We start from the raw sequence: 23,525 nt of genomic DNA, 5'->3' as shown, positions 1-23,525 counted from the left end.
CCTCATTCTTTTGGAAACGTCAGTTCTGGAACATCGCGCCATTCTGGTGGGACAGCGGGAAGCACGAATTGGTTGCAGTCGTGGTCGAGTGGGGTATGCTTTTTTTGACATGCATAATGGGCTGCGATCCGCTTGACCATCTTGTCAATGTCCGGCAAGAAGTCTGGATTCGACATGAGATCGGGCGTGGCCATCGTGTAGTGCGAGAAGTCGACGTAGAAGCGCGCATCGCTGATCTGGGGCGGCAGCGATTCGGGGTGGCGCGTCATGACCACCGGGATGATCAGGCGGCTCGGCAGCGTGTACCACTTGCCGCGCTCGGCTTCGATCAGGCGCATGGCCTCGTACTCGCGCCGCGTGTAAGCGTGGGCCTCGTACTTGGGCGTGTAGATGAGGATCATGCAGACACTCTCGCACATGGCGCGTGCGATCTTGCTGTCCAGATCGTCGCCGCCGCCCAGCTGCTCGGTATCGATAAACAGTTCGTCTTCGTTGTCGAAGTAGGGTTCGAGATAGCAGCGCAGGGCGTCGGCCAGGGCCGACTTGAAGCGCTGCATCAGCGCGTGCCGGCCGTGGGCATAACTGAAGAAACAACCGTAACGGATTGCCATGCTTGTCCTCTTGTGCTGGGCGCGCGCGGCGTCCACATCCCAAGACTCTAGCGCGCAGCCCCCCGCCGGCTTTGCGGACGGACAAGCGGACACGGGCCTTGCCGACGAAGATTCGCTCTCTTTCTTAAGGCATAATTCGCCCCGCCAATAACTGCGCCAATAAACTGTGAGGAAGCAATGAAAGCCGTACGCTGCACCGCTTGGGGACCGCCAGACAGCCTGGTGCTCGACAACTTGCCGGAGCCGGTCGCCGGCCCTGGCGACGTCGTGGTGGACGTGAAGGCGGCCGGCGTCAACTTCCCCGACGTGCTGACGGTCCAGGGCAAGTACCAGGTGCGTCCTCCCCTCCCCTTCACGCCGGGCAATGAGTTCGCGGGCGTGGTGCGCGCGGTCGGCGCCGGCGTGGACGGCTTCGTTCCCGGCCAGCGCGTGATCGGTTTCACCCGCACCGGCGCCTTCGCCGAGCAGGCCGTCGCACCAAGCAGCGCCTTCCTTCCCATGCCGGACGATATGGACTTCGACGTCGCCGCCGCCATCACGCTCACCTACGGCACCTCGTACCACGCGGTCGCCGACCGCGGCGCCTTGCAGGCGGGCGAAACGATGCTGGTGCTGGGCGCGGCCGGCGGCGTGGGACTGGCGGCGATCGAGATCGGCAAGGCCCTCGGCGCGCGCGTGATCGCGGCCGCGTCAAGCGACGAGAAACTGGCGGCGTGCAAGGCGCACGGCGCCGACGTGCTGATCAATTATGAAACCGAGGACTTGCGCGAAGCGATCCGCGCCGCCACCGACGGCAATGGTCCGGACGTCATCTACGACCCGGTCGGCGGCAAGTACAGCGAGCCGGCGCTGCGCTCGATCGCCTGGCGCGGGCGGCATCTGGTGGTGGGGTTCGCTGCCGGCGAGATCCCGCGCCTGCCATGGAACCTGATGCTGCTGAAAGGGGCGTCGGTGGTGGGCGTGTTCTGGGGCGACTTTACCCGCAAGGAGCAGGAGGCGCACCTGGCGGCGATGGCGCGCATCACCGGCTGGATATCGGAAGGAAAACTGAAGCCGCTGGTGTCGGCACGCTACCGCCTTGCCGACACCGCGCAGGCGCTGCAGGACATGGCGGCGCGCAAGGTCATCGGCAAGGTCGTGATCGTGCCCTGATCAGGCGGCGCTCTCGTCCGCCTCTTCGACCGGCCGGAAGAACTGGATCACTTCTTCCTGCACCCGGGTGCGCTTGAACGACGGCAAACTCTGCCAGATGCGGCGGCCATAGGGCTTGGTGATGATGCGCGGATCGCAGATCATCAGCACGCCGCGGTCGTCGACGTCGCGGATCAGGCGTCCGGCGCCCTGCTTGAGGGTGATGATCGCCTCGGGCAGCTGGTGGTGCATGAAGCCGTTCATGCCCTGCTTTTCCATCACCTCGATGCGCGCGGCCAGCACCGGATCGTCGGGCGGCGCGAACGGCAGCTTGTCGATGATCACCAGCGACAGCGCCTCGCCGCGCACGTCGACGCCTTCCCAGAAGCTCTGGCTGCCGACCAGCACCGCATTGCCGGCATTGCGGAAGGAATCGAGCAGTTCGGTGCGCCCGCGCTCGCCTTGCACGAATAGCGGGAAATCCCAGCCACGTTCGGCGAACTCGGTGCGCAGGCGCTCGGCCACTTTATTGACCGCGCGAATCGTCGTGCACAGGAAGAAGGTGCGGCCACCGGCCGCCTCGATCACCGGCAAGGCGGCATCGACCACGGCGTCGGTGTACACAGCCGCCTGCGGCTCGGGCAAGCCGGTCGGCACGTACAGGATGCCCTGGTTCTCGTAGTCGAAGGGGCTGGGCCAGGTCTTGGCCGGCTCGCCGGTCAATCCGAGCTGATCGGAGAAATGCTTGAAGTCGTTTTTCACCGCCAGCGTGGCCGAGGTGAAGATCCAGCTGCGCGGCGTGCCTTCGCGCTGGTTGGTGAAGATCGGCGCGATCGACAGCGGCGTCTTGTGCAATTGCAGCGAGGACGAGAAGGCCTCGGCCCACAGCACGGCCTGCTCGTTGGCCGGCGCCTTGTGGTCGGGCTTCCAGCCGTCGAACGAGGCAGCCAGCTCGTGCGCACGCAGGCGGCAGGCCTCGATGGTTTCAGCGCGCGCGGCGTTTTCTTCCAGCACCGTGATCATGCCGGCGATTTCCTCTTTCAGCTTGTCCAGGGCCGGGAAGAACTGCGACGTCGGCATGATCTGCGGCAGCGACAGGCGCAGGTTGCCGTCGCCGAAGGACAGGCGCAGGTCGCGCGCGGCCTTTTCGACCACGGTCACCACCTTGGCCCAGTCCGGACCGCCGCGCGCATGGGCCAGGCCCTCGGCCAGCACGTCGCGGCACAGTTCCAGCACTTGCGAGGTCGACACCGACTGGCCGAAGAACAGGGTCGCGACGTCGGGCAGCTGGTGCGCCTCGTCGAAGATGATGGTATTGGCCGAGGGCAGCAGCTCGGCCACGCCGGTATCCTTCAGCGCCACGTCGGCGAAGAACAGGTGGTGGTTGACCACCACCACGTCCGCCTGCTGCGCTTCCCTGCGCGCCTTCATCACGAAGCAATCCTGGTAGTACTGGCACTCGGCGCCCATGCAGGTGTCGCGGGTCGAGGTGACCAGGTTCCACACGGTGGCGGTCTCGGGCACCTTGGCCAGCTCGGCCTTGTCGCCCGAGCTCGTCATCTTGATGAAGCGCGAAATCTCGCGCAGGTGGCCGACGTCGTCGCGCGAGGTCAGGCGTCCGTTCTGCAAGGTACGTTCGAGATGGAAGTGGCAGACATAGTTCGAGCGGCCCTTGAGCAGGGCGACCGAGACCGGCGCGCGCAAGGCGGCGCGCACGGTCGGGATATCGCGCAGGAACAATTGGTCTTGCAAGTTCTTGGTGCCGGTCGAGACGATAGTCTTGCCGCCCCACAGCAGTGCCGGCACCAGGTAGGCAAAGGTCTTGCCCGTGCCCGTTCCGGCCTCGGCCATGAGCACCTGCTGGTCGGCGATGGCCTGGGCCACGGCCTTGGCCATCTCGGTCTGCGACTGGCGCGGCTTGAAGGTGCCGACGGCCGGGGCGAGCGGGCCGCCGGCGCCGAACAGGCGGTCGACGTCGGCGTCGTACTTGCCGGCGGGAGCCTGGGTTTCCGGGGCTGCGGGAGCAATAGTCTCCACCGCATCCGGAGAAGCAGAAAGTTGGTCGGTCAAAATACGTGGTTTCGTTGAGCCTGGGAATGAATCAGGCGGGGATATCGGGTACCAGCTGCATCTTCAGCAGCGTAATATGATCTTTGAGCTGCAGTTTACGCTTCTTGAGGCGGCGCAGTTGTAACTGGTCGGCATGACCGTCCGCCGTCAACAGGGAGATCACCGCGTCGAGGTCGCGGTGTTCCACATCGAGTTCGATAATACGGCGCTGGATGTCCTGGACGTCGGTCATAGTGGATGCAATTACGGGAAAGAATGGCGAAAAGCGCCGGCCAGGGCGGGCGCTCCGGATGTTGCTGCATTGTTGCTACAAGATTAACTTGCAAGCTGGTGGCTTCTCAGTGCATAGTTTAATCGAGGCGGAGGTTGCCGCCAACAAAGAATGGCGTTAGCGTCCCGGAAAACACGGATTTATGACTTCTTACAAGATCGAAGCGGGCACCGCGCAACATATCGGAAACCGCCCCCAGCAGAACGACCGCGCCGCCCTGTTCACCGGCGCCCGCGCGCCCGGCTACGTGCTGGCGGTGCTGTCGGACGGGGTCGCCAGCCCGGCCGGGGCCGACCAGGTCTTGCACACGGCGCGCCAGGTCTTCGACGCCTTCAAGCCCGGCGACCACCCCGGCATCGAGCGCCTGGCCCAGTTGCTGCACGAGATGATCAGCGAGACCCACACGGTGATCAAGATGAACGCCGTGGCTACGCAGGCGGAGGGCCACGCCAGCTTCGTCGGCCTGGTGATCAGCCCGCACGGCGAGGCGGTCTGGGCCCACGTGGGCGATTCGCGCCTGTACCGCTTCGAGCACGGCAAGTGCGCGGTGCGCACCAGCGACACGGCCTACGTCGAGCACCTGGTGGGCAGCGACCGCCTGCCGCCGGACGCGGCGCGCAACCACCGCCGCTCCAAGCTCTTGCTCAATGTATTGGGAAACAGCCGCAAGGAACCCTTCGTCACGACCGGCAGCCACACCGGCCTGGCGGCGGGCGACAGCTTCTTGCTGTGCTCGGACGGCCTGTGGCATTTCTTCACCGACGCCGAGCTGGCGGCCGTGACCGCCAAGACCACGCCGCGCCAGGCGTCCGAGATGCTCATCAACAAGGCCACCGAACGCTCGCAAGGCAAAGGCGGCAACTGCACCATGGCCATCGTGAAGCTGGTCAAGCCGGCCCAGGATGGGTCCTTCACCGGCCCGAGGTGATCGAGCCTTAGTTGGTCGGCGCCGGTCCGTTGCCGTTGGCGCGCTTGGCCTCGTCGGCCGCGCGCTGGGCGGCCTTGGCTTCGCGTTCGGCCACGCGGCGCGCCACTTCCTTCTGGCGCTCTTCCGACTTGCGGCGGCGCTCTTCATAGGCCGCGACATTTGCCGCGCGTTCGGCGGCTTCCTTCTCGGCGTTCGCCGCGCTTTCCTGGGCGCGCTGCTGGCTGCGCACGCGCGATTCGCCCGACTTGGTGCGCGGCGGCGGCAGCGCGGCGGCGGCCGGATCCTTCACCGGCGGCGGCTCGGCCGCCAGCTTGGCTTCTTCTTGCGCATAGGCGGCGTCGGCCTCGGCGATCGCCTTGTCGCGCTCGTCGACCTTGAGGCGGCGCAGATAAAGCGAGGCCTCGATCTCGATCGCGCGCTGCGTCACCAGGGCCGCGCGCCGCACTTCGCGGGCTTCGTCCAGGCAGCGGTTGACGAAGAATTTATCGTAGCAGACCACTTCGCGATCGGCATAGCGCGCCTCGATCGCGGCGCGTTCCGCGGCGACCGCGGCCAGGCGCTGTTCTGCCTGCTCGGCCGACGTAGTCGGCGCCGGCGGCGTTTCCTCTTGCACCAGCTCGGTGTTCGAGCACGCCCCCAGCAGCAGCGTCAGGGAGATGGAGGCGGCGATGGCGGTAAGGCGCAGCATCGGTTGTCTTGTCATGGTGTTCCTTTCGATCATGCAATGGCGTCGGCCGCGCCGCGCCTTTCGGCGAGCAGGTACTCGCGCGACTGCATCTCGATGATACGCGATACGGTCCGGTGGAATTCATTCGCCAGCTGGCCCGCGGTGTACAGCTCTTCCGGCTCGACCGCGGCCGACATGATCAGCTTGACCTTGTGGTCGTAGAACACGTCGATCAGCCAGGTGAAGCGGCGCGCCTCGGACGACTGGGACGCCGACATCGCCGGGATGCCGGACAGGACCACGGTGTGGAACTGGCTGGCCAGTTCCAGGTAGTCGTTCTGTGAGCGCGGACCGCCGCACAGGGTGGCGAAGTCGAACCAGATCACGCCGCCGGCGCGGCGCAGCGCGCGGATCTCGCGCTTTTCGATGGTCACCACCGGCGTTTCGTCGGCGGTATCGGCCACCTTGGCATAGGCGTCGCGCAGCGCCTTGTCGGACGCCGCGTCGAGCGGCGTGTAATAGGCCTCGACCTGCTCCAGCGCGCGCTTGCGGTAGTCGTTGCCTGCGTCGACGTTCAGCACATCGAGCTTCTGCTGCAGCAGTGCGATGGTGGGCAGCATGCGGTCGCGGTGCAGGCCGTCCGGATACAGGGTCGACGGCTCGTAATTGGAGGTCATCACGAAGCTCACGCCGTTGTCGAACAGGGCCTTGAGCAGGTTGTACAGGATCATCGCGTCGGCGATGTCCGAGACGTGGAATTCGTCGAAGCAGATCAGGCGATACTTCTTGGCGATGCGCTTGGCCACTTCGTCGAGCGGATCGGCCACGCCCTTCAGTTCATCCAGTTGCCCGTGCACGGCGCGCATGAACTCGTGGAAGTGCAGGCGCGTCTTGCGCACCACCGGCACTACCAGGTAGAACGAATCCATCAGGAAGGATTTGCCGCGCCCCACCCCGCCCCACATGTAGATGCCCTTGGGCACGTCGGGCCGGTTGATCAGGCGCTTGAAAGCGGACGACCGCTGGGCCTTGTAGTGGACCCAGTCGTCGTACGCCTGTTGCAGGCGGTCGACCGCCATTTGCTGCGCCGGGTCGGACTTGAAGCCGCGCTCGTTCAGCGCGTGCTGGTAATACTCTTGAACGTTCATATTGGAGTTGCCAAAAAAGTAGGGTGGACGGGTCCCCCGTCCACGCGTTCAACGAACGGCGTGGCGCCACGGTGGTGACCATGCCCGCGCGGGTTGAACGCGTGGACGGCGGAGCCGTCCACCCTACATATTGCTATTTTCTCGAGCCGGTTGAACACCGGACGGCAGAGCCGTCCAGCCTCAGAAGTTCAGCGAACGCTTGTCGACTGCCAGCGCAGCTTCCTTGGTCGCCTCCGACAGCGACGGGTGCGCGTGGCAGATGCGGGCGATGTCTTCCGACGAGGCCTTGAACTCCATCGCGACCACGGCTTCCGAGATCAGCTCGGAGGCCATCGGGCCGACGATGTGCACGCCCAGGATTTCATCGGTCGTGGCATCGGCCAGGAACTTGACCATGCCCGAGGTGTCGCCCAGCGCGCGCGCACGGCCGTTGGCCATGAACGGGAAGGTGCCGGCCTTGTACTGCACGCCTTCGGCCTTCAGTTGCTGCTCGGTCTTGCCGACCCACGCGATTTCCGGCGAGGTATAGATGACCCAAGGGATGGTGTTGAAGTTCACGTGGCCGTGCTGGCCGACGATGCGCTCGGCAACCGCCACGCCTTCTTCTTCGGCCTTGTGCGCCAGCATCGGGCCGCGCACGACGTCGCCCACCGCCCACACGCCCGGCAGGCTGGTGCGGCATTCGTCGTCGACCACCACGAAGCCGCGCTCGTCGAGCTGCAGGCCCACGGTCTCGATGCCGAGACCGTTGGTGTTCGGCACGCGGCCGATCGAGATGATCAGGCGGTCGAAGACAGCCGTCGAGGCGGCGCCGGTCGAGTCCGCGTATTCCACGGTGACGTCGTTGGCGCCCTTGGTGATCGCGCCGATCTTGCAACCCAGGTTGATCTTCAGGCCCTGCTTGGTGAACAGCTTGTGCGCTTCCTTGGCGATCTGCTCGTCGACCGCGCCCAGGAAGGTCGGCAGGCCTTCCAGCACCGTGACGTCGGCGCCGACACGGCGCCACACGCTGCCCATTTCCAGGCCGATGACGCCGGCGCCGATCACGCCGAGTTTACCCGGCACGGCGTCGATCGCCAGTGCGCCGGTGTTCGACAGGATCAGTTTCTCGTCGAATTCAGCGCCCGGCAGCTGGCGTGCGTTCGAACCGGTCGCGACGACCACGTTCTTGGCGGTGATGGTGTCGGTGGTCGGGCCGCTGACGTTGATGGTGTAGCCCGCGTCGCCTTCCGCCTTGCCGGCGAAGGCGCCGCGGCCGTGGAAGAAGGTGACCTTGTTCTTCTTGAACAGGAACAGGATGCCGTCGTTGTTCTGCTTGACGATGGTGTCCTTGCGCTTGAGCATGGTCGGCAGGTCGAGTTCGAGGCCCGAGACCTTGATGCCGTGGTCGGCGAAGGCGTGGCCGGCGTGCTCGAAGTGTTCCGACGATTGCAGCAGCGCTTTCGACGGGATGCAGCCGACGTTGGTGCAGGTGCCGCCTGGGGCAGGCTTGCCGGCGGCGTTGCTCCACTCGTCGATGCAGGCGGTCTTGAAGCCCAGCTGGGCAGCGCGGATAGCGGCGATGTAGCCGCCAGGACCGCCGCCGATCACGACGACGTCAAATTGTTTATCGCTCATTACTTTGATTCCTTTTTATTCTTCCGGAATGAATACCCACAGCAGCAGGTATATCAGGATGCCGAAGCCGAACGTCAGGACGAACAGCACGAAGATCAGGCGCCAGACCCACGATTCGAGACCGTAGGTGCGCGCCAGGCCGCCGCACACGCCGCCCAGCCAGCGGTCGATCCGCGAACGGCGCAGGCCGCTCAGCAGGTCGTCGCGGTGCTGGTCGAAGGAAATCCGCTCCGTAGTGGGCGGTTCCTTGCTGAGACTCACGGTCGAGGCACCCGACAGGATGCGCGCCTTGGCCTGCTCGAATTCGGCATCCGACAGCGCGCCGGCCTGGTGCAGCTCGTGCAGCCGCTTGATTTCGTCTGACAACATGGCGTTCTCCGGCAAACAGCAAGCCGGCGCCACCATGGCGGCGCCGGCACTTGACGAGAATTACAGGTCCAGCAGCAGGCGGGCCGGATCTTCCAGCGCGTCCTTCATCGCCACCAGGCCCAGCACGGCTTCGCGGCCGTCGATGATGCGGTGGTCGTACGACATTGCCAGGTAGTTCATCGGACGGATGACGATCTGGCCGTTCTCGACGACGGCGCGGTCCTTGGTCGCGTGCACGCCCAGGATCGCCGACTGCGGTGGGTTGATGATCGGGGTCGACAGCATCGAGCCGAACACGCCGCCGTTCGAGATCGAGAAGGTACCGCCCGACAGGTCGTCCAGGGTCAGCTTGCCGTCCTTGGCTTTCTGGCCGAACTCACCGATCTTCTTCTCGATTTCGGCGATCGTCATCTGGTCGGCGTTGCGCAGGATCGGCACCACCAGGCCACGTGGCGAACCGACGGCGATGCCGATGTCGAAGTAGCCGTGGTAGACGATGTCATTGCCGTCGACCGAGGCGTTCAGGATCGGGTATTTCTTCAGCGCGGCAACGGCAGCCTTGACGAAGAAGGACATGAAGCCCAGCTTGACGCCGTGCTCTTTCTCGAACTTGTCCTTGTACTTGTTACGCAGTTCCATGACCGGAGCCATGTTCACTTCGTTGAAGGTGGTCAGGATGGCGTTGGTCGATTGCGATTGCAGCAGGCGCTCGGCAATACGGGCGCGCAGGCGGCTCATCGGCACGCGCTCTTCCGGACGGTCGCCCAGGTTGGCTGGCGCCGGTGCGGAGACTTGCTGCAGGGCTGCCTTCGGTGCGGCGGCAGGCGCTGCGGCCGGCTTGCCGGCTGCGGCGGCCAGGGCGTCGCCCTTGGTCACGCGGCCGTCGCGGCCCGAGCCTTCGACGCTCGACGCCGAGATATTGTTCTCAGCCAGGATCTTGGCAGCGGCCGGCATGGCAACGCCTGCTTTCGATTGATCAGCAGCCGGCGCAGCGGCTGGTGCGGCGTCGATCGGCGCGTTTGGCGCTGCCGATGGGATGGCCTTGACGGCGATCGGGCTGGTCTGCGCCGATGCTTCGGTATCGATGATGGCGATGACTTCGCCGGCGACGACGGTCGCGCCGTCGGCTTTGAGCAGTTGCACGATCACGCCGGCGCTTGGCGCTGGCAGTTCCAGGACCACCTTGTCGGTTTCGATGTCGATCATGTTTTCGTCGCGCGACACGGATTCGCCGACTTTCTTGTGCCACGACAGCAGGGTTGCTTCAGCAACGGATTCCGACAGAACAGGGACCTTGACTTCGATTTGTGCCATTTTTTAAAACTCCAGTAATTATTCTTTGCAAGTACCCCCGCGCACGGGTCGCGGGGGCCGTGGTTTTACCTTACTGACCAATTACTTGGTCAGGAGCCGCACGTATAACGTGCGGCGCGCCCTTGCGACTTACTTCGTAAGGATGAAACCCTTGAGCTTCGAGAACGCGGTCTCCAGCAGTTCTTTCTGCTGAGCGATGTGCTTGTCCGCATAACCCACCGCCGGCGATGCCGACGCGGCGCGACCGGCGTAGGCCAGGCGCTGGCCATCTTCCATGCCTTCGAAGATGTTGTGCTGGATCTGGAACCACGGACCCTGGTTCTGCGGCTCGTCCTGCGCCCACACCACTTCGGTCGCGTTCGGGAACTTTTTCAGTTCCGCAGCGAACGACTTGTGCGGGAACGGGTACATCTGCTCGATACGGATGATCGCGGTGTCGGCGCTGTTGCGTGCCTTGCGCGCGTTGACCAGGTCGAAGTAGACCTTGCCCGAGCAGGCGATCACGCGCTTGACCTTGCCTGCGTCGATCTTGTCGTCGCATTCGCCGATGACGGTCTGGAAACCGCCCTTGGTCAGGTCGGTCAGCGACGAACCGGCGTCCTTGTTACGCAGCAGCGACTTCGGCGTGAAGATCACCAATGGCTTCCTGAACTGGCGCACCATCTGGCGGCGCAGCAGGTGGAAGATCTGGGCAGCCGTGGTCGGCTGGACCACTTGCATATTGTTGTCGGCGCACAGTTGCAGGAAGCGTTCGATACGGGCCGACGAGTGCTCCGGACCCTGGCCTTCGTAGCCGTGCGGCAGCATCATGACCAGGCCCGAGGCGCGGCCCCATTTCACTTCGCCCGAGGCGATGAACTGGTCGATGACGACTTGCGCGCCGTTGACGAAGTCGCCGAACTGGGCTTCCCAGATGGTCAGGGTGTTCGGTTCGGCGGTCGAGAAGCCGTATTCGAAGCCCAGCACCGCTTCTTCGGACAGCACCGAGTCGATCACGGTGAAGTCGGCCTGGTTGTCGGAGACATTGGCCAGCGGCAGGTAGATGCCCTGGTCCCAGCGTTCGCGGTTCTGGTCGTGCAGCACGGCGTGGCGGTGCACGAAGGTGCCGCGGCCGGCGTCCTGGCCCGACAGGCGGATCGCGTAGCCCGAGGCCAGCAGCGAGGCGAAGGCCAGGTGCTCGCCCATGCCCCAGTCGAGGTTGACTTCGCCACGGCCCATGGCGGCGCGGTCGGCCAGCACTTTTTCAACCAGCGAGTGCGGTTTGAAACCCTCTGGGACCTTGGTGATGCGTTCGGCCAGGCGCTTCAGTTCGGTGACCGGCACGGCGGTGTCGGCGGCGTCGGTCCACTTCTTGTTCAGGAACGGCGCCCAGTCGACGGCGTACTTGCCCTTGAAGTTGGTCAGCACCGGATCGACCGTGTGTTTGCCGGCGTCCATGGCGTCGCGGAAAGCGGCGACCAGCTTGTCGCCGCCGTCGGCTTCGATGGTGCCCTGCGCAGCCAGCTTCTCGGCGTACAGCTTGCGGGTGCCCGGGTGCTTGGCGATCTTCTTGTACATCAGCGGCTGGGTCAGCGCTGGCGTATCCTGCTCGTTGTGGCCCAATTTGCGGTAGCAGATGATGTCGACCACGACGTCCTTGCCGAACTCGGCGCGGTAGTCGAGGGCGATCTGGCTGGCCAGCACGACGGCTTCAGGATCGTCGGCGTTCACGTGCAGCACCGGCGCTTCGATCATCTTGACGACGTCCGAGCAGTACAGGGTCGAGCGCGCATCGCGCGGATCCGACGTGGTGAAGCCGATCTGGTTGTTGATGACGATGTGGACCGTACCGCCGGTACCGTAGCCGCGGGTCTGCGCCAGGTTCAGGGTTTCCATGACCACGCCCTGGCCGGCGAACGCAGCGTCGCCGTGCACCAGGATCGGCAGCACTTCCTTGCCCTTCTTGTCGCCGCGACGCATCATGCGCGCCTTGACCGAACCTTCAACCACTGGGTTGACGATCTCGAGGTGGGACGGATTGAACGCCAGCGACAGGTGAACCGGGCCGCCCGGGGTCGAGATATCGCTCGAGAAGCCCTGGTGGTACTTGACGTCGCCAGCCGGCAGGTCGTCGGCGTGCTTGCCTTCGAATTCTTCGAACAGGTCGGCCGGGCTCTTGCCCAGGGTGTTGACCAGCACGTTCAGGCGGCCGCGGTGGGCCATGCCGATAACGATTTCCTGCACGCCTTTTTCACCGGCGCGCTGGATCACTTCGTCGATCGACGCGATGAACGATTCGCCGCCTTCCAGCGAGAAGCGCTTGGCGCCGACGTACTTGGTGTGCAGATAGCGTTCCAGGCCTTCGGCCGCCGTCAGGCGTTCGAGAATGTGCTTTTTCTTTTCACCGCTGAAGGTCGGGGTCGAGCGGATCGATTCCAGGCGCTCTTGCAGCCAGCGCTTTTCGGTCGGATCGCTGATGTACATGAACTCGGCGCCGATCGAACGGGTGTAGGTATCACGCAACATGTTCAGGATGTCGCGCAATGGCGCGGTTTCCTGACCGAAGTAGGTGTTGCTGATATTGAAAACGGTGTCGAGATCGGCTTCGGTGAAGCCGTAGAAGGCGGGATCGAGCTCTGGGAGAGGTGGACGTTCCTGGCGCTGCAGTGGGTCCAGGTTGGCCCAGCGCGAACCGAGATAGCGGTAGGCGGCGGTGATCTGGGTGACGGCGACGCGCTTGCGGCCCAGTTCGGAGTCGGCCGATGCGACGACGGTACGGATCGGACCCTGCTTGGCGCGTTCAGCGAACGAGGCCACCACCGAGGAGTGCACCACATCGGGGCGGCTCGAGCCGTCGACTGCCGGCACGTGTTGCATCTGGTCGAAGTAGGCGCGCCAGTTTTCGGGCACCGCCGTCGGATTATCCAGATAGGCCTCGTACAACTCTTCCACGTACGGGGCATTGCCGCCGAACAGGTAGGAGTTGGCGTTATATTGTTGCATCATTCTTGCTCACCTTTCTTTTCGCGCTTCGCGAGGTTTGGGCGGGTTGTTTAAAACCTTCCGCGACACGGCCTGACCGGTTAGCGGATTGCACTTCAAGACATCAAGTTGTGGGGGAAGGACTGTTCGGTACCAAAATACTTGTGCAAAATCCTGCCAATTTGCGCACATTATTGTAACGCATGATCTTGACCAAGGCAGACCTTGGTCGAACAAATTATTTATTTCAAAATGTGTTTTTCTGCGTCGCACTTTTGGCAATAATTCCATTGCTGAGTTGACCCTGTAAATGATAATCGTTATCATTTAAGGATGTCTTCTTCCGCACCTCCCCTCAAGAATAAAGCCGCGACTGAAAGCGCCCTGCCTGGCGCCAGCCGCGCCATGTGGCTCAAGCAGTTGCACCAGTGGCATTGGATCAGTTCGGCCATCTGCCTGATGGCCATGCTGCTGTTCAGCTTTACCGGCCTGACCCTGAATAACGCCACCCTGATCGAGGCCAAGCCCGTCGTCACGCGCCTGAAGGCGACGCTGCCCGAGCCGCTGCGGGCCCAGTTGCAGGCCTATGCCGAAGACCATGTCGACGCCGAAGTGCCGCTGCCGAGCGAAATCGCGGACTGGACCAATAGCGCCTTCCCGGTCGACGTGCGCGGCAAGCGCGCCGAATGGAGCGAGGAAGACGCCTACGTCGCCCTGCCCCGCCCCGGCGGCGACGCCTGGCTGCGCATCGCCGTCGACGGCAGCGCCGAGTTCGAGAAGACCGACCGCGGCTGGATCTCGTGGCTCAACGATATGCACAAGGGCCGCAACACGGGCGCGGTGTGGAGCTGGTTCATCGACATCTTCGCCGTCGCCTGCGTGGTGTTCTGCATTACCGGCTTTTTGATCATGAAATACCACGCGGCCAAGCGGCCGTCGACCTGGCCGGTGGTCGGTTTCGGCATCGTGTTGCCGATCGTGCTGGCCCTCCTGTTCGTCCACTGATCCATCAACCTGAGAGAAGACCAAGAATGAAACTGTCCCATTCGCTCGCCCTCACCCTCCCGCTCGCATCGGGCTGGGCCATGGGCGCCGACCTGTCCGTCAAGTTCGACGTGCCGCAGCTGAACGTGGCCGAATATCACAAGCCCTATGTGGCGATCTGGATCGAGGGCGCCGACCAGAGCATCGCGTCCAACCTGGCCGTGCTGTACGACGTCAAGATGAAGGACAAGGGCGGCGAGAAATGGGTCAAGGACTTGCGCACCTGGTGGCGCAAGGCGGGCCGCGACGCCACCCTGCCGATCGACGGCGTCAGCGGCGCCACCCGCGCGCCCGGCACCCACACCATGAAGTTCGATGGCGCCAAATTCGGCATCGACAAGCTGGCGGCCGGCGAATACAAGCTGGTGGTGGAAGCGGCGCGCGAGGCGGGCGGACGCGAAGTGGTCAAGGTGCCGTTCACCTGGACCGGCAAGGGCAAGCTGGCGGCGAACGCGGCGGGCAAGGAAGAACTGGGCGCCGTGTCGCTCCAGATCCAATAACGATAACTACACACAATCAGGAGAACACCATGCAACAAAACAAATTCTACAAAGCCGCCATCGTCGGCCTGATGCTCGCCGGCGCCTCGATGACGGCCCAGGCCCACCGCGCTTGGATCCTGCCGAATACCGCCATGGTCGATTCGAAGGAAGCCTGGGTCACGATCGACGCCGCGATCTCGAACGAGGTGTTCGAGTTCAACCACCACCCGCTGCGCCTGGACAACCTGATGATCACCGATCCGGACGGCGTGCAAGCCAAGGCCGAAGGCGCAGTGGTCGGCAAATACCGCAGCACGCTCGACCTGCGCCTGCCGAAGGACGGCACCTATCGCCTGGCGATCGTCAACAACAACGTGATGGGCAGCTACAAGCTGAACGGCGAGACCAAGCGCTTCCGCGGCGCCGCGGGCAGCCCGGCGGTGGCGATTCCCGCCGGCGCCACCGAGGTGCAGACCACCGCCGTCCACTCGCGCAATGAAACCTTTGTGTCGGCCAACAAGCAGAACGACACCGCCCTGAAGCCGGTCGGAGAAGGCCTGGAAATGATCCCGCTGACCAACCCGTCCGACCTGCGCGTCGGTGAGCCGATCCGCGTGCGCTTCCACCTCGATGGCAAGCCGGTCGCCAACCTGCCTTTCAGCATCGTGCAGGGCACCGTCAAATACCGCGGCGCGTCGGGCGAACAGCGCCTGACCACCGACGCCAAGGGCGAAGCCTCGTTCACCGTTCCGGCCGCGAATATGTACTGGCTCAGCGCCGGCTTTCCGTTCGGCGAAGGCAAGCCGCAACCGGGCGCCAAGCGCTACAGCTACGCGGCCACGCTCGAAGTCCTGCCGCAATAAGCACGATGCGCGACGTTCTCGTTCCGCTGGAAGTCGATATGGCGCTGCCGCCCGGCGGCAGCACCTTTTACTCGACTGCCGGCACGTCGATGGGCACCGGCTGGTCGGCGCGGCTGATGCTGCCGCCCGGCGCAGACGGCGCCGCCCTGACGCTTGCCCTGCAGCGTGAACTGGACGAGATCGTCGCGCAGATGAGTCATTGGGAGCCCGACTCCCTGCTGTCGCGCTACAACCATGCCCCGGCCGGCAGCTGGCATGCGCTGCCGTTGCAGTTCTTCGAGGTCGCCGACTACGCGCTGCGGGTGCATGAAGACAGCGGCGGCGCCTACGATCCGGCCGGCGGGCAGCTGGTGAACCTGTGGGGCTTCGGCGCCACCCGGCGCTACGACCAGGCCGGCTTCTATGCGCCAGATGCTGCCGCGATCGGCGCCGTGCTGGCGCAGCGCGGCGCCAGTCAACCTATGCTTGACCGCGCCGCGCGCCGCCTGCTGCAGCCGGGCGGCGCCCTTCTCGATTTTTCTTCCGTCGCCAAGGGCTATGCGGTCGACTGCATGGCGCGCTGCCTGGAACAGCGCAGCGTGCGCCACTATGTGGTCGAGGCCGGCGGCGAGCTGCGCGGCGCCGGCGCCAAGGCCAGTGGCGAACCGTGGTGGGTGGAGATCGAAGGCGTCCCCGATGCCGACGCCGCCACCACCCAGGCCGTGGTCGCCCTTCACGGCCTGGCGATCGCCACCTCGGGCGACTACCGCCGCTATTTTCAACATGGCGCCCGGCGCGCCGCGCACACCCTCGATCCGCGCAGCGGCTATCCGGTTGCCAATGGCGTCGCCTCGGTGACGGTGCTGGCGCCCACCTGCATGGCGGCCGATGCGCTGTCCACCGCGCTCACGGTGCTGGGTCCCGACGACGGCCTCGCCTTCGCCGAGGCGCGCGGCATCGCGGCGCGCTTCCTGGTGCGCGCGCCGGGCGGCCTGGTCGACACCACGTCCAGCAACTGGCGCGCCTTACTGCAATGATGCTGACCATCGAACCCTTGCGCTGGGGCGGCGCGCTCGCGCTGTCCGGCGTCTATCTCGCCATGTGCCTCGGCATCTGGCGCAGCCGCCTGGCGCATACCCCCGCCAGCGGCGGCGCGGCCGACTGGCTCGTGGTCCACGCCAGCCAGACCGGCAGCGCCGAATTCCTGGCTGAACGCACCGCCGCCACCCTCGCCCTGGGCGGCCTCGACGCGCGCGCCGCCTGCATGTCGACCGTCGACGCCACGCAGCTGGCCGCGGCCTCGCGCGTGCTGTTCATCTGCAGCACCTATGGCGAAGGCGATGCGCCGGATACCGGCGCGCGCTTCGCCGGCCATACGATGGGCGAAGCGCTCGACCTGTCGCAGTTGCACTTCGGCGTGCTGGCGCTGGGCGACGCGACGTATACCAATTACTGTGGCTTCGGCCGCGCGCTGGACGCCTGGCTGCGCGAGCGCGGCGCCACGCCGCTGTTCGACCGGATCGACGTCGACCGCGGCGCGACCGAGGCGCTGGCCGCCTGGCAGCACCAACTGAGTCACCTGGCCGGCACCAGCGATGCGCCGGACTGGGAAGCGCCGGCCTACGGCGAATGGCGCATCGCCAGCCGTATCCATCTGAACCCCGGCAGCGCCGGTGCGCCGCTGTACCGCATTGCCCTGGTGCCGCGCGATGGCCTGCTGCCCGCCTGGGAAGCCGGCGACCTGGCCCAGCTCAGCGCGCCGCTCGACCCCGACCATCCTCGCGAGTACTCGATTGCTTCGGTGCCGAGCGAAGGCCGGCTCGAACTGCTGGTGCGTTTGCAGACGCGCGAGGACGGCACGCCGGGCGCGGCATCGGGCTGGCTGTGCGTGTGCGCGGACCAGAACGATACGATCCGCCTGCGCGTGCGCGCCCATGCACGCTTCCGGCTGGGCACGAATGCGGGACGTCCGCTGATCGCGATCGGCAACGGCAGCGGCCTGGCGGGATTGCGTTCGCTGCTCAAGGCGCGCATCGATGCCGGCACGGACCGCAACTGGCTGCTGTTCGGCGAACGCAATGCGGCTCATGACTATCTATGCCGCGAGGAACTGGAAGCCTGGCGTGATGGCGACATGCTGACGCGGCTGGACCTGGCGTTTTCACGCGACGAGGGGCAGGCGCGCTATGTGCAGCACCTGGTGAATGCGCACCAGGAAGAACTGCGCCGTTGGGTCGCGGATGGCGCTGCAATCTATGTCTGCGGCAGCCTGCAAGGCATGGCCGGCGGCGTGCACTATGTGCTGGTGTCGGCGCTCGGACTCGATACGGTCGAGGCAATGACGTCTGACGGACGCTATCGGCGCGACGTCTACTAGACAGAACGAACAACCGCCGGCAATGCCGGCGGTATCGATCAAGCTTGCTGTACCAAGACAGCGTTAGCGCTTGTCGTTCTTGTGGCTTTGACGCCCTGCTTCGGCGTGTTGTTCCGGTGTGCCACCCTGGACGCCCTTCTGCTGGCTGCCCTGGCTACGGCCGCTTTGCTGGCTGCCCTGGTTCAGGTTGCTCTGCTGGCTGCCCTGGTTGTTGCCGCTCTGCTGGTTGCTCGATCCATGCGATGCACGGCCGCCCTGGCTGGCGATTTCACGCTGGCGCTCCGGATCCATCGATGCGAAACCTTGCTTTCCGCTACCCTGGTTGCCCTGGTTACCGCTCTGGCTATTGCCTTGCTGCGAGTGCTGGTTGTTGCCCTGTGGGTTGTTGTTACGCGAATTGTTTGCCATGATTGACTCCTTTTCATCGTGAACAGAATGTCAGCAGTGCTGACTCGAAGGACTCCATCGTAGCCACCTGAAGGCGCGCTGAACACCAAAAACCGGCAGTGCTCCTGTAGGAGTCTGCCCCACTGGCCTATGCGTCTGGACTGGCATATTGAAAGAAAAATTAGATATGAATTTGCCAGTTTGTAGAATGATAATTAGTAAAATGGAAGCTCTTCGGAAGAAATCGGCTACGCCGAGACATCCTTATCTCTTCGCGGCAATATGAAGATCGGCATCGGGCACCGTCTTTTCATCGCCGTCCTGCTCGCTATTCTCACGGTGGCCGGCGCCGGTGTTTTATTACTGCGGCACAAGGTCTTGGGCAGTTTCGGCGACTACGCCGTCGGCATCGAACTCGACCGGCTAGACGGCTTGTCGAATGCCGTGGCGCGCCAGTACCGGGACCATGGCGGCTGGACTTTCGTGCCTGGCGGCGATGCGCGGCGCGGCTGGATCACGCAAGAGCTGGCGCGCCTCCAGACGAGTCGTGTCGTCGCCCCGGTCATGCCGGTCGCGCCAGCGCCGCCCGCTCCGCCCGCCATGCCGGTGGCCCCGGTCCCTCCCGCGCCGCCAGCACCACCATTGCCGCCGTTGCCGCCCCCCGCGCCGACCGGCGTCACCCAGGACCTGCACACGCGCATCACCCTGCTCGACGCCACCGGCCGCTACCTGGCCGGACGCCAGCCCGGCACGCTGCCGCTGGCGCGACGCCCGATCGAGGTCGATGGCCAGACGGTCGGCTACCTCGGCGTGGCGCGCAGCCACCGGCCGAGTGACGCGATGGCCTACGCCTTCCTGTCCGAACTGCAGCACAGCCTGTGGCTGATCGGCGCCGTCGCCGTCGTGCTGAGCGCACTGGCCGCGATCCTGTTGGCGCGCCACTTCCGGCATCCGATCGACCAACTCGCGCGCGGCGCCGCCACACTTGCCGCCGGTGATTACGGCGTGCGCCTGCCGAAGGCGCGCAGCGACGAACTGGGCGCGCTGGCGCGCCATTTCAATGTGCTGGCTGAGCGCCTCGACGGCGCCGAAACGGCGCGCCGCCAGTGGGTGGCGGATACCTCGCACGAGCTGCGCACCCCGCTGGCCGTATTGCGCGCCCAGCTGGAAGCGATCCAGGACGGCGTGCGCCAGGCCACGCCGGAAGCCATCGACGCCATGGGGCGCCAGGTAAGGTCCCTGACCAGGCTGATCGACGAGCTGTACGCGCTGGCGCGCGCCGACGTCGGCGCACTCGAATGTCGGCGCGAAGTGCTCGACCTGTGGGCGCTGGCGGCAAGCGAGGCCGGCGCCTTTGCTGGGCGCTTCCAGGCGGCCGGGATCGCGCTCGACATTGCCGCTGCGCCCACGGCGTCGCGGGTGCTGGCCGACCCGGACCGCATGCGCCAGGTATTGGCCAACCTGTTCGAGAACAGCCTGCGCTATACCACCGCCGGCGGCGCCGTGCGCCTCGCCGCGCATGCCGACGCCGGCCGCCTGCACCTGCTGCTCGACGACAGCGCGCCCGGCGTGCCGGACGAAGCGCTGTCCCGTCTGGCCGAGCGCTTCTACCGGGTCGATGCCTCGCGCAGCCGTGAACATGGCGGCGCCGGACTCGGGCTGGCCCTGTGCCGGCGGTTGCTCGAGGCGCAAGGCGCGGCCCTCGCCTTCGCCCATTCGCCGCTGGGCGGCCTGCGCGTGACCGTGTCGCTGCCACTGGACGGAAAGGAAACCGCATGAGCCTCGCCATCATGATCGTCGAGGACGAGCCCGAGCTGGCATCCGTCATTGCCGACTACGCGCTGGCCGCGGGCTATGCGCCGGCCGTGTTCGGCAACGGCCTCGTGGCGCTTGAAGCGATCCGGCGCGCACCGCCGGCCCTGGTGGTCCTCGACCTGATGCTGCCCGTCCTGGACGGCCTGGCGCTGTGCCGTGCGGTGCGCGCCTTCTCCGGCGTGCCGATCGTGATGGTGACGGCGCGGGTGGAAGAAGTCGACCGCCTGCTGGGGCTGGAAACGGGCGCCGACGATTACCTGTGCAAGCCGTTCAGCCCGCGCGAGCTGATGGCGCGCATCAAGGCCATCCTGCGCCGCAGCGGCCCGCCAGAGGCTGCGCCCGTGCTGGCGCTGGACGAAGCCGCACGCCGCGTCACACTCCACGGCCAGACGCTCGAACTGACGCCGAGCGAATACGCGATCCTGGCCGCCCTGGCGCGCCGTCCCGGCCAGGTGCTGTCGCGCGCCCAGTTGCTCGACGCGGCCAGGGCCGACCACCTCGACGCCACCGACCGCGCCATCGACAGCCACGTCAAGAACCTGCGGCGCAAGATCGACGCCGCAGCCCCCGGCCTGGAACCGATCCGCTCGATCTACGGACTCGGTTACCGCTGCGATCTCTGACTGGTCTCCATTTTTTCTCCACATTCGGGAGGCACGATGGTGTTCATCGCCACCGAGGAGAAAAACCATGCAAAAAACCATTCCGCTGATCCTGGCCACCATGCTCGCGCTGGGCGCCACCGCTGCCGACGCCAGCATCCACTATGTATGCGAGGCGGCGCGCGGCAAATGCCCCAAGCCGCCGGTGCCGCCCGCGCCTCCCGCTCCACCCGCGCCACCGGCCCCGCCTGCGATCGTCGGCCAAGCGGCGCCAGCCACGCCGGCCCGCCCCGCCCCACCGGCGCCGCCGGCGCCACCCGAAATCGACCTGCCCGACATTCCCGCCGCCTTCCACGCGGCCTGCCAGGGCAAGGTCGATGGCACCAGGCTGAACCTGACCATGCGTCCCGGCGAAGGCATGGGCGGCGTGTGCGAGAACGAAGGCGGCAAGATGGTGTTTCACCTGCGCAGCTACCATCGCGCGGATTGAGCGCGGTCGACGCCAGGCCCGGCATCCTCTATGCTGGGCAAATGACGTCACCCGCCCCGACCAGCCCCCGCCCTGAACCGCCCGTCGCGCCCGACCTCGACGATTGCTGCCGCAGCGGCTGCGTGCCCTGCGTCTTCGACCTGTACGAGGACGCGCTGGCGCGCTATGAGGCCGCGCTGGCGGCATGGGAAGCGGCGCAAGCACCGCCCAACTGAAAGTCGCAATGTTAATAGATTGATTACAATGAGCTGAACCGTGTCATGCCTGCGGAGGGCTCATGTTTGGTCTCGATCTTCCATGGTGGGAACTGATTGCGCGCGGCGCCATCGTGTATTGCGCGCTCCTCATCATGATGCGCCTGTCCGGCCGCCGCACCGTCGGCCAGTTCACGCCGTTCGACTTGCTGGTGGTGATGCTGCTGTCGGAGGCGGTATCCAACTCGATGACCGGCGGCGACGAATCGCTGTTCGGTGGCCTGATCATCGCTGCGACCCTGGTCGCGCTGACCGTGCTGTTCGCCTTCACCACTTCACGCAGCAGGAAGCTCGAGGAAATCATCGAGGGCAGCCCCGTGCTGATCGGCCGCGATGGTGTGTTCTTCGACAAGGTCATGAAGCGCTGCCGTCTCTCCGAAAGCGACGTCGAAGTAGCGCTGCGCGAGGCCGACTGTCCGCGTCCCGAGATGAAATGCGCCTTCCTCGAAGCGGATGGGCAGATCAGCATCCTGCGCAAACCTCAATAGCCATGTCGCACTTGCCTGAACTGCCGAGATTTCTCAGCAGCCTTTAATCTCCCGTACGGTGTGGGCGGCCCAATCCTGCTGTGCTAATTTTTTGGGCACTGCCGCCAATCCGGCGGCGCGATTGGTTTCTTTCCTGTTCAGGAGGTTCCCATGAAACGAGCCCTTACCGTTCTGGCGCTGGCCGCGTCGACCCTGGCCGCCGCCACCAGCCAGGCCGCGCCGGTCTATTACCGCGCGGTTGCCAGCGGCCCCGCCGAAGACATTCCCAACGGTTCGCCGGGATCGAGCGTCTCGGCCTTCGAGATCGACGACCTCATCTTGCGCGCTGAGGTGCCGTTCCGCGACCTGTCCAGCCCGACCATCAGCGCGCATATCCACTGCTGCACGGTGGACGCCTTCGGCGGTGTAGCGCCGGTCGCCATTCCCTTCAACGATTTCCCGCTGCAGGTCACGGCCGGCGCCTATACGGCCAGCTTCGACCTGGGCGACCCAGCAACCTACAATCCCGACTTCCTGGCCGCCAACGGCGGCACGCCGCAGCTGGCCAGCGGCGCGCTGATCGATGCGTTCAACGGCAACCAGGCGTATGTCAACATCCATACCGCGCGCTATACGGGCGGCGAAATCCGAGGCTTCGCGGTCGCGGCCCCGATTCCCGAGCCGCACACCTGGGCGATGATGGGGCTGGGCCTGGGCATGCTGGCGCTGCTGGCGCGGCGCCGCTTTACTCCGCAGAAGCGCCTGGCGAAGTAGTCTGCGCAGCTGCGCGGCGCGCCAGCAGGCGGCCCCAGGCAGGGATTGCCGCCTGCCAGAAGGCGTCGCGCGTGCGCGGCGGCGCACCTTCCAGGTCAAGGTCAAGGAAGCGGGCCGATGCCAGCAGCGCGGCGACGGCGGCGGGTTCGTCCCCCGCCGTCACTGCCAGGGCACCGGTCTGCTTAGACAATTTCTCGCCGTTCTCGTTGCGCACCACCGGCACGTGCAGGTAGCGCGGCGTCGGCACGCCCAGCAGGCGCTGCAGGAATATCTGGCGCGGCGTCGAATCGAGCAGGTCGGCGCCGCGCACGACGTCGGTCACGCCCTGCTCGGCATCGTCGACCACCACCGCCAGCTGATAGGCCCAGAAGCCATCGGCGCGCTTCAGGACGAAGTCGCCCGAGTCGCGCGCCAGGTGCTGCGTGACCTTGCCCGCGAAGCGGTCGGTGAAGGTGATCTCGTCAAGGCCGGCCTCGGGCACGCGCACGCGCAGGCTGCGCATGGTGCGGTCCGGCCCCAGGCCATGGCGGCAGGTGCCGGCGTAGATCGCCGCGCCGTCTGGTGCGAAGCCAAGGCGCGAATCGGCGATCTCGCGCCGGTTGCAGCCGCAGGGGTAGGTGTCTTGCGCGATTCGCTCGGCCGCCGCCTGGTACAGGTCCTTGCGATGACTTTGCCAGACGATCTCGCCGTCGGCATGCATGCCCAGCGCATCGAGCAGCGCAAGGATGCCCTCGGCCGCACCTTGCACGCTGCGGTCCTCGTCGACGTCTTCGATGCGCACCAGCCATGTGCCTTGGTGCCAGCGGGCGTCGAGGTAGCTGGCCAGCGCCGCCACCAGCGAACCGGCGTGCAGCGGGCCGGAGGGCGATGGGGCGAAGCGGCCGATATAAGCTGGGTTCACTTG

At 65.6% G+C, this 23,525-nt stretch carries 24 protein-coding genes; 13 read left to right on the top strand and 11 right to left on the bottom strand.

Annotated features, from left to right (window positions below; translation table 11 throughout):
• Positions 1-2: 2 nt before the first annotated feature.
• On the bottom strand, positions 3-611 hold the full coding sequence (locus SOM28_RS16290; RefSeq protein WP_320468730.1) for a toll/interleukin-1 receptor domain-containing protein: 609 nt from the start codon (positions 609-611) through the stop codon (positions 3-5).
• 177 nt (positions 612-788) lie between these two features.
• Here SOM28_RS16290 and SOM28_RS16285 point away from each other — a divergent pair, with 177 nt between their 5' ends.
• Positions 789-1,763: an NADPH:quinone oxidoreductase family protein gene (locus SOM28_RS16285; protein ID WP_320468729.1), complete on the top strand. Its 975-nt coding sequence runs from the start codon at positions 789-791 to the stop codon at positions 1,761-1,763.
• Here SOM28_RS16285 and yoaA read toward each other — a convergent pair whose 3' ends face one another.
• Together yoaA and SOM28_RS16275 are read right to left on the bottom strand one after the other, a co-directional pair.
• Positions 1,764-3,812, bottom strand: coding sequence for a DNA repair helicase YoaA (gene yoaA, locus SOM28_RS16280; RefSeq protein ID WP_123070860.1), 2,049 nt, complete (start codon positions 3,810-3,812; stop codon positions 1,764-1,766).
• 31 nt (positions 3,813-3,843) lie between these two features.
• Positions 3,844-4,044 (bottom strand): YdcH family protein, encoded by a 201-nt coding sequence (locus SOM28_RS16275; protein ID WP_005666222.1) that lies wholly within the window; start codon positions 4,042-4,044, stop codon positions 3,844-3,846.
• A gap of 181 nt (positions 4,045-4,225) precedes the next feature.
• Between SOM28_RS16275 and SOM28_RS16270 the strand changes: the two genes are divergently transcribed.
• Positions 4,226-5,011, top strand: coding sequence for a PP2C family protein-serine/threonine phosphatase (locus SOM28_RS16270; RefSeq protein ID WP_320468728.1), 786 nt, complete (start codon positions 4,226-4,228; stop codon positions 5,009-5,011).
• A gap of 7 nt (positions 5,012-5,018) precedes the next feature.
• Here SOM28_RS16270 and SOM28_RS16265 read toward each other — a convergent pair whose 3' ends face one another.
• From SOM28_RS16265 to SOM28_RS16240, 6 genes are all read right to left on the bottom strand, one after another.
• Complete coding sequence (locus SOM28_RS16265) at positions 5,019-5,714, bottom strand: hypothetical protein (RefSeq protein ID WP_320468727.1); 696 nt, start codon at positions 5,712-5,714, stop codon at positions 5,019-5,021.
• A 14-nt stretch (positions 5,715-5,728) separates the two neighbouring features.
• On the bottom strand, positions 5,729-6,826 hold the full coding sequence (zapE, locus tag SOM28_RS16260) for a cell division protein ZapE (RefSeq protein ID WP_320468726.1): 1,098 nt from the start codon (positions 6,824-6,826) through the stop codon (positions 5,729-5,731).
• A 180-nt stretch (positions 6,827-7,006) separates the two neighbouring features.
• Complete coding sequence (gene lpdA / locus SOM28_RS16255) at positions 7,007-8,443, bottom strand: dihydrolipoyl dehydrogenase (protein ID WP_320468725.1); 1,437 nt, start codon at positions 8,441-8,443, stop codon at positions 7,007-7,009.
• A 15-nt stretch (positions 8,444-8,458) separates the two neighbouring features.
• Complete coding sequence (locus SOM28_RS16250) at positions 8,459-8,812, bottom strand: PspC domain-containing protein (protein WP_123069662.1); 354 nt, start codon at positions 8,810-8,812, stop codon at positions 8,459-8,461.
• A gap of 60 nt (positions 8,813-8,872) precedes the next feature.
• Complete coding sequence (odhB, locus tag SOM28_RS16245) at positions 8,873-10,126, bottom strand: 2-oxoglutarate dehydrogenase complex dihydrolipoyllysine-residue succinyltransferase (protein ID WP_320468724.1); 1,254 nt, start codon at positions 10,124-10,126, stop codon at positions 8,873-8,875.
• A 129-nt stretch (positions 10,127-10,255) separates the two neighbouring features.
• Positions 10,256-13,111, bottom strand: a complete 2,856-nt coding sequence (locus tag SOM28_RS16240; RefSeq protein WP_320468723.1) for a 2-oxoglutarate dehydrogenase E1 component — start codon at positions 13,109-13,111, stop codon at positions 10,256-10,258.
• Between the two features lie 309 nt (positions 13,112-13,420).
• Between SOM28_RS16240 and SOM28_RS16235 the strand changes: the two genes are divergently transcribed.
• Genes SOM28_RS16235 through SOM28_RS16215 form a run of 5 tightly spaced genes read left to right on the top strand, consistent with a single transcriptional unit; the run spans position 13,421 to position 17,832 of the window.
• A complete protein-coding gene (locus SOM28_RS16235; RefSeq protein ID WP_320468722.1) occupies positions 13,421-14,092 on the top strand; it encodes a PepSY-associated TM helix domain-containing protein in 672 nt (223 codons plus the stop codon).
• Positions 14,093-14,118: 26 nt separating this feature from the next.
• The gene (locus SOM28_RS16230; RefSeq protein ID WP_320468721.1) at positions 14,119-14,631 is read left to right on the top strand and encodes a DUF2271 domain-containing protein; all 513 of its coding nucleotides are present in this window, start codon (positions 14,119-14,121) and stop codon (positions 14,629-14,631) included.
• Between the two features lie 29 nt (positions 14,632-14,660).
• On the top strand, positions 14,661-15,476 hold the full coding sequence (locus SOM28_RS16225; RefSeq protein WP_320468720.1) for a DUF4198 domain-containing protein: 816 nt from the start codon (positions 14,661-14,663) through the stop codon (positions 15,474-15,476).
• 5 nt (positions 15,477-15,481) lie between these two features.
• Positions 15,482-16,492 (top strand): FAD:protein FMN transferase, encoded by a 1,011-nt coding sequence (locus SOM28_RS16220; RefSeq protein WP_320468719.1) that lies wholly within the window; start codon positions 15,482-15,484, stop codon positions 16,490-16,492.
• Complete coding sequence (locus SOM28_RS16215; RefSeq protein WP_320468718.1) at positions 16,489-17,832, top strand: sulfite reductase subunit alpha; 1,344 nt, start codon at positions 16,489-16,491, stop codon at positions 17,830-17,832. Before SOM28_RS16220 ends, SOM28_RS16215 begins: the two co-directional genes overlap by 4 nt.
• A 63-nt stretch (positions 17,833-17,895) precedes the next feature.
• On the opposite strand, the gene SOM28_RS16210 is transcribed toward SOM28_RS16215, so the two are convergent.
• On the bottom strand, positions 17,896-18,240 hold the full coding sequence (locus SOM28_RS16210) for a KGG domain-containing protein (RefSeq protein ID WP_123067803.1): 345 nt from the start codon (positions 18,238-18,240) through the stop codon (positions 17,896-17,898).
• A gap of 261 nt (positions 18,241-18,501) precedes the next feature.
• Here SOM28_RS16210 and SOM28_RS16205 point away from each other — a divergent pair, with 261 nt between their 5' ends.
• The 6 genes from SOM28_RS16205 to SOM28_RS16180 all read left to right on the top strand — a co-directional run bounded on the left by SOM28_RS16205 (position 18,502) and on the right by SOM28_RS16180 (position 22,621).
• Complete coding sequence (locus tag SOM28_RS16205; protein ID WP_183407306.1) at positions 18,502-19,998, top strand: ATP-binding protein; 1,497 nt, start codon at positions 18,502-18,504, stop codon at positions 19,996-19,998.
• Positions 19,995-20,657, top strand: a complete 663-nt coding sequence (locus SOM28_RS16200; RefSeq protein ID WP_320468717.1) for a response regulator — start codon at positions 19,995-19,997, stop codon at positions 20,655-20,657. Before SOM28_RS16205 ends, SOM28_RS16200 begins: the two co-directional genes overlap by 4 nt.
• Before the next feature lie 67 nt (positions 20,658-20,724).
• Positions 20,725-21,126, top strand: a complete 402-nt coding sequence (locus SOM28_RS16195; RefSeq protein ID WP_320468716.1) for a hypothetical protein — start codon at positions 20,725-20,727, stop codon at positions 21,124-21,126.
• A 41-nt stretch (positions 21,127-21,167) separates the two neighbouring features.
• Entirely contained in the window at positions 21,168-21,341 is a 174-nt protein-coding gene (locus tag SOM28_RS16190) for an oxidoreductase-like domain-containing protein (protein ID WP_123067807.1), read from the top strand.
• 62 nt (positions 21,342-21,403) lie between these two features.
• A complete protein-coding gene (locus tag SOM28_RS16185) occupies positions 21,404-21,868 on the top strand; it encodes a DUF421 domain-containing protein (RefSeq protein ID WP_320468715.1) in 465 nt (154 codons plus the stop codon).
• 150 nt (positions 21,869-22,018) lie between these two features.
• Complete coding sequence (locus SOM28_RS16180; protein WP_320468714.1) at positions 22,019-22,621, top strand: CHRD domain-containing protein; 603 nt, start codon at positions 22,019-22,021, stop codon at positions 22,619-22,621.
• Here the strand turns inward: SOM28_RS16180 and gluQRS are convergent.
• A complete protein-coding gene (gluQRS, locus tag SOM28_RS16175) occupies positions 22,593-23,522 on the bottom strand; it encodes a tRNA glutamyl-Q(34) synthetase GluQRS (protein WP_320468713.1) in 930 nt (309 codons plus the stop codon). The genes SOM28_RS16180 and gluQRS overlap by 29 nt on opposite strands.
• Positions 23,523-23,525: the final 3 nt, after the last annotated feature.

This window comes from Massilia sp. CFBP9026, assembly GCF_034045165.1.
Taxonomy (GTDB): Bacteria; Pseudomonadota; Gammaproteobacteria; order Burkholderiales; family Burkholderiaceae_D; genus Telluria; species Telluria arenae.
Note: the sequence above shows the minus strand (reverse complement) of the source record. Positions and strands in the feature narration are given on the sequence as shown.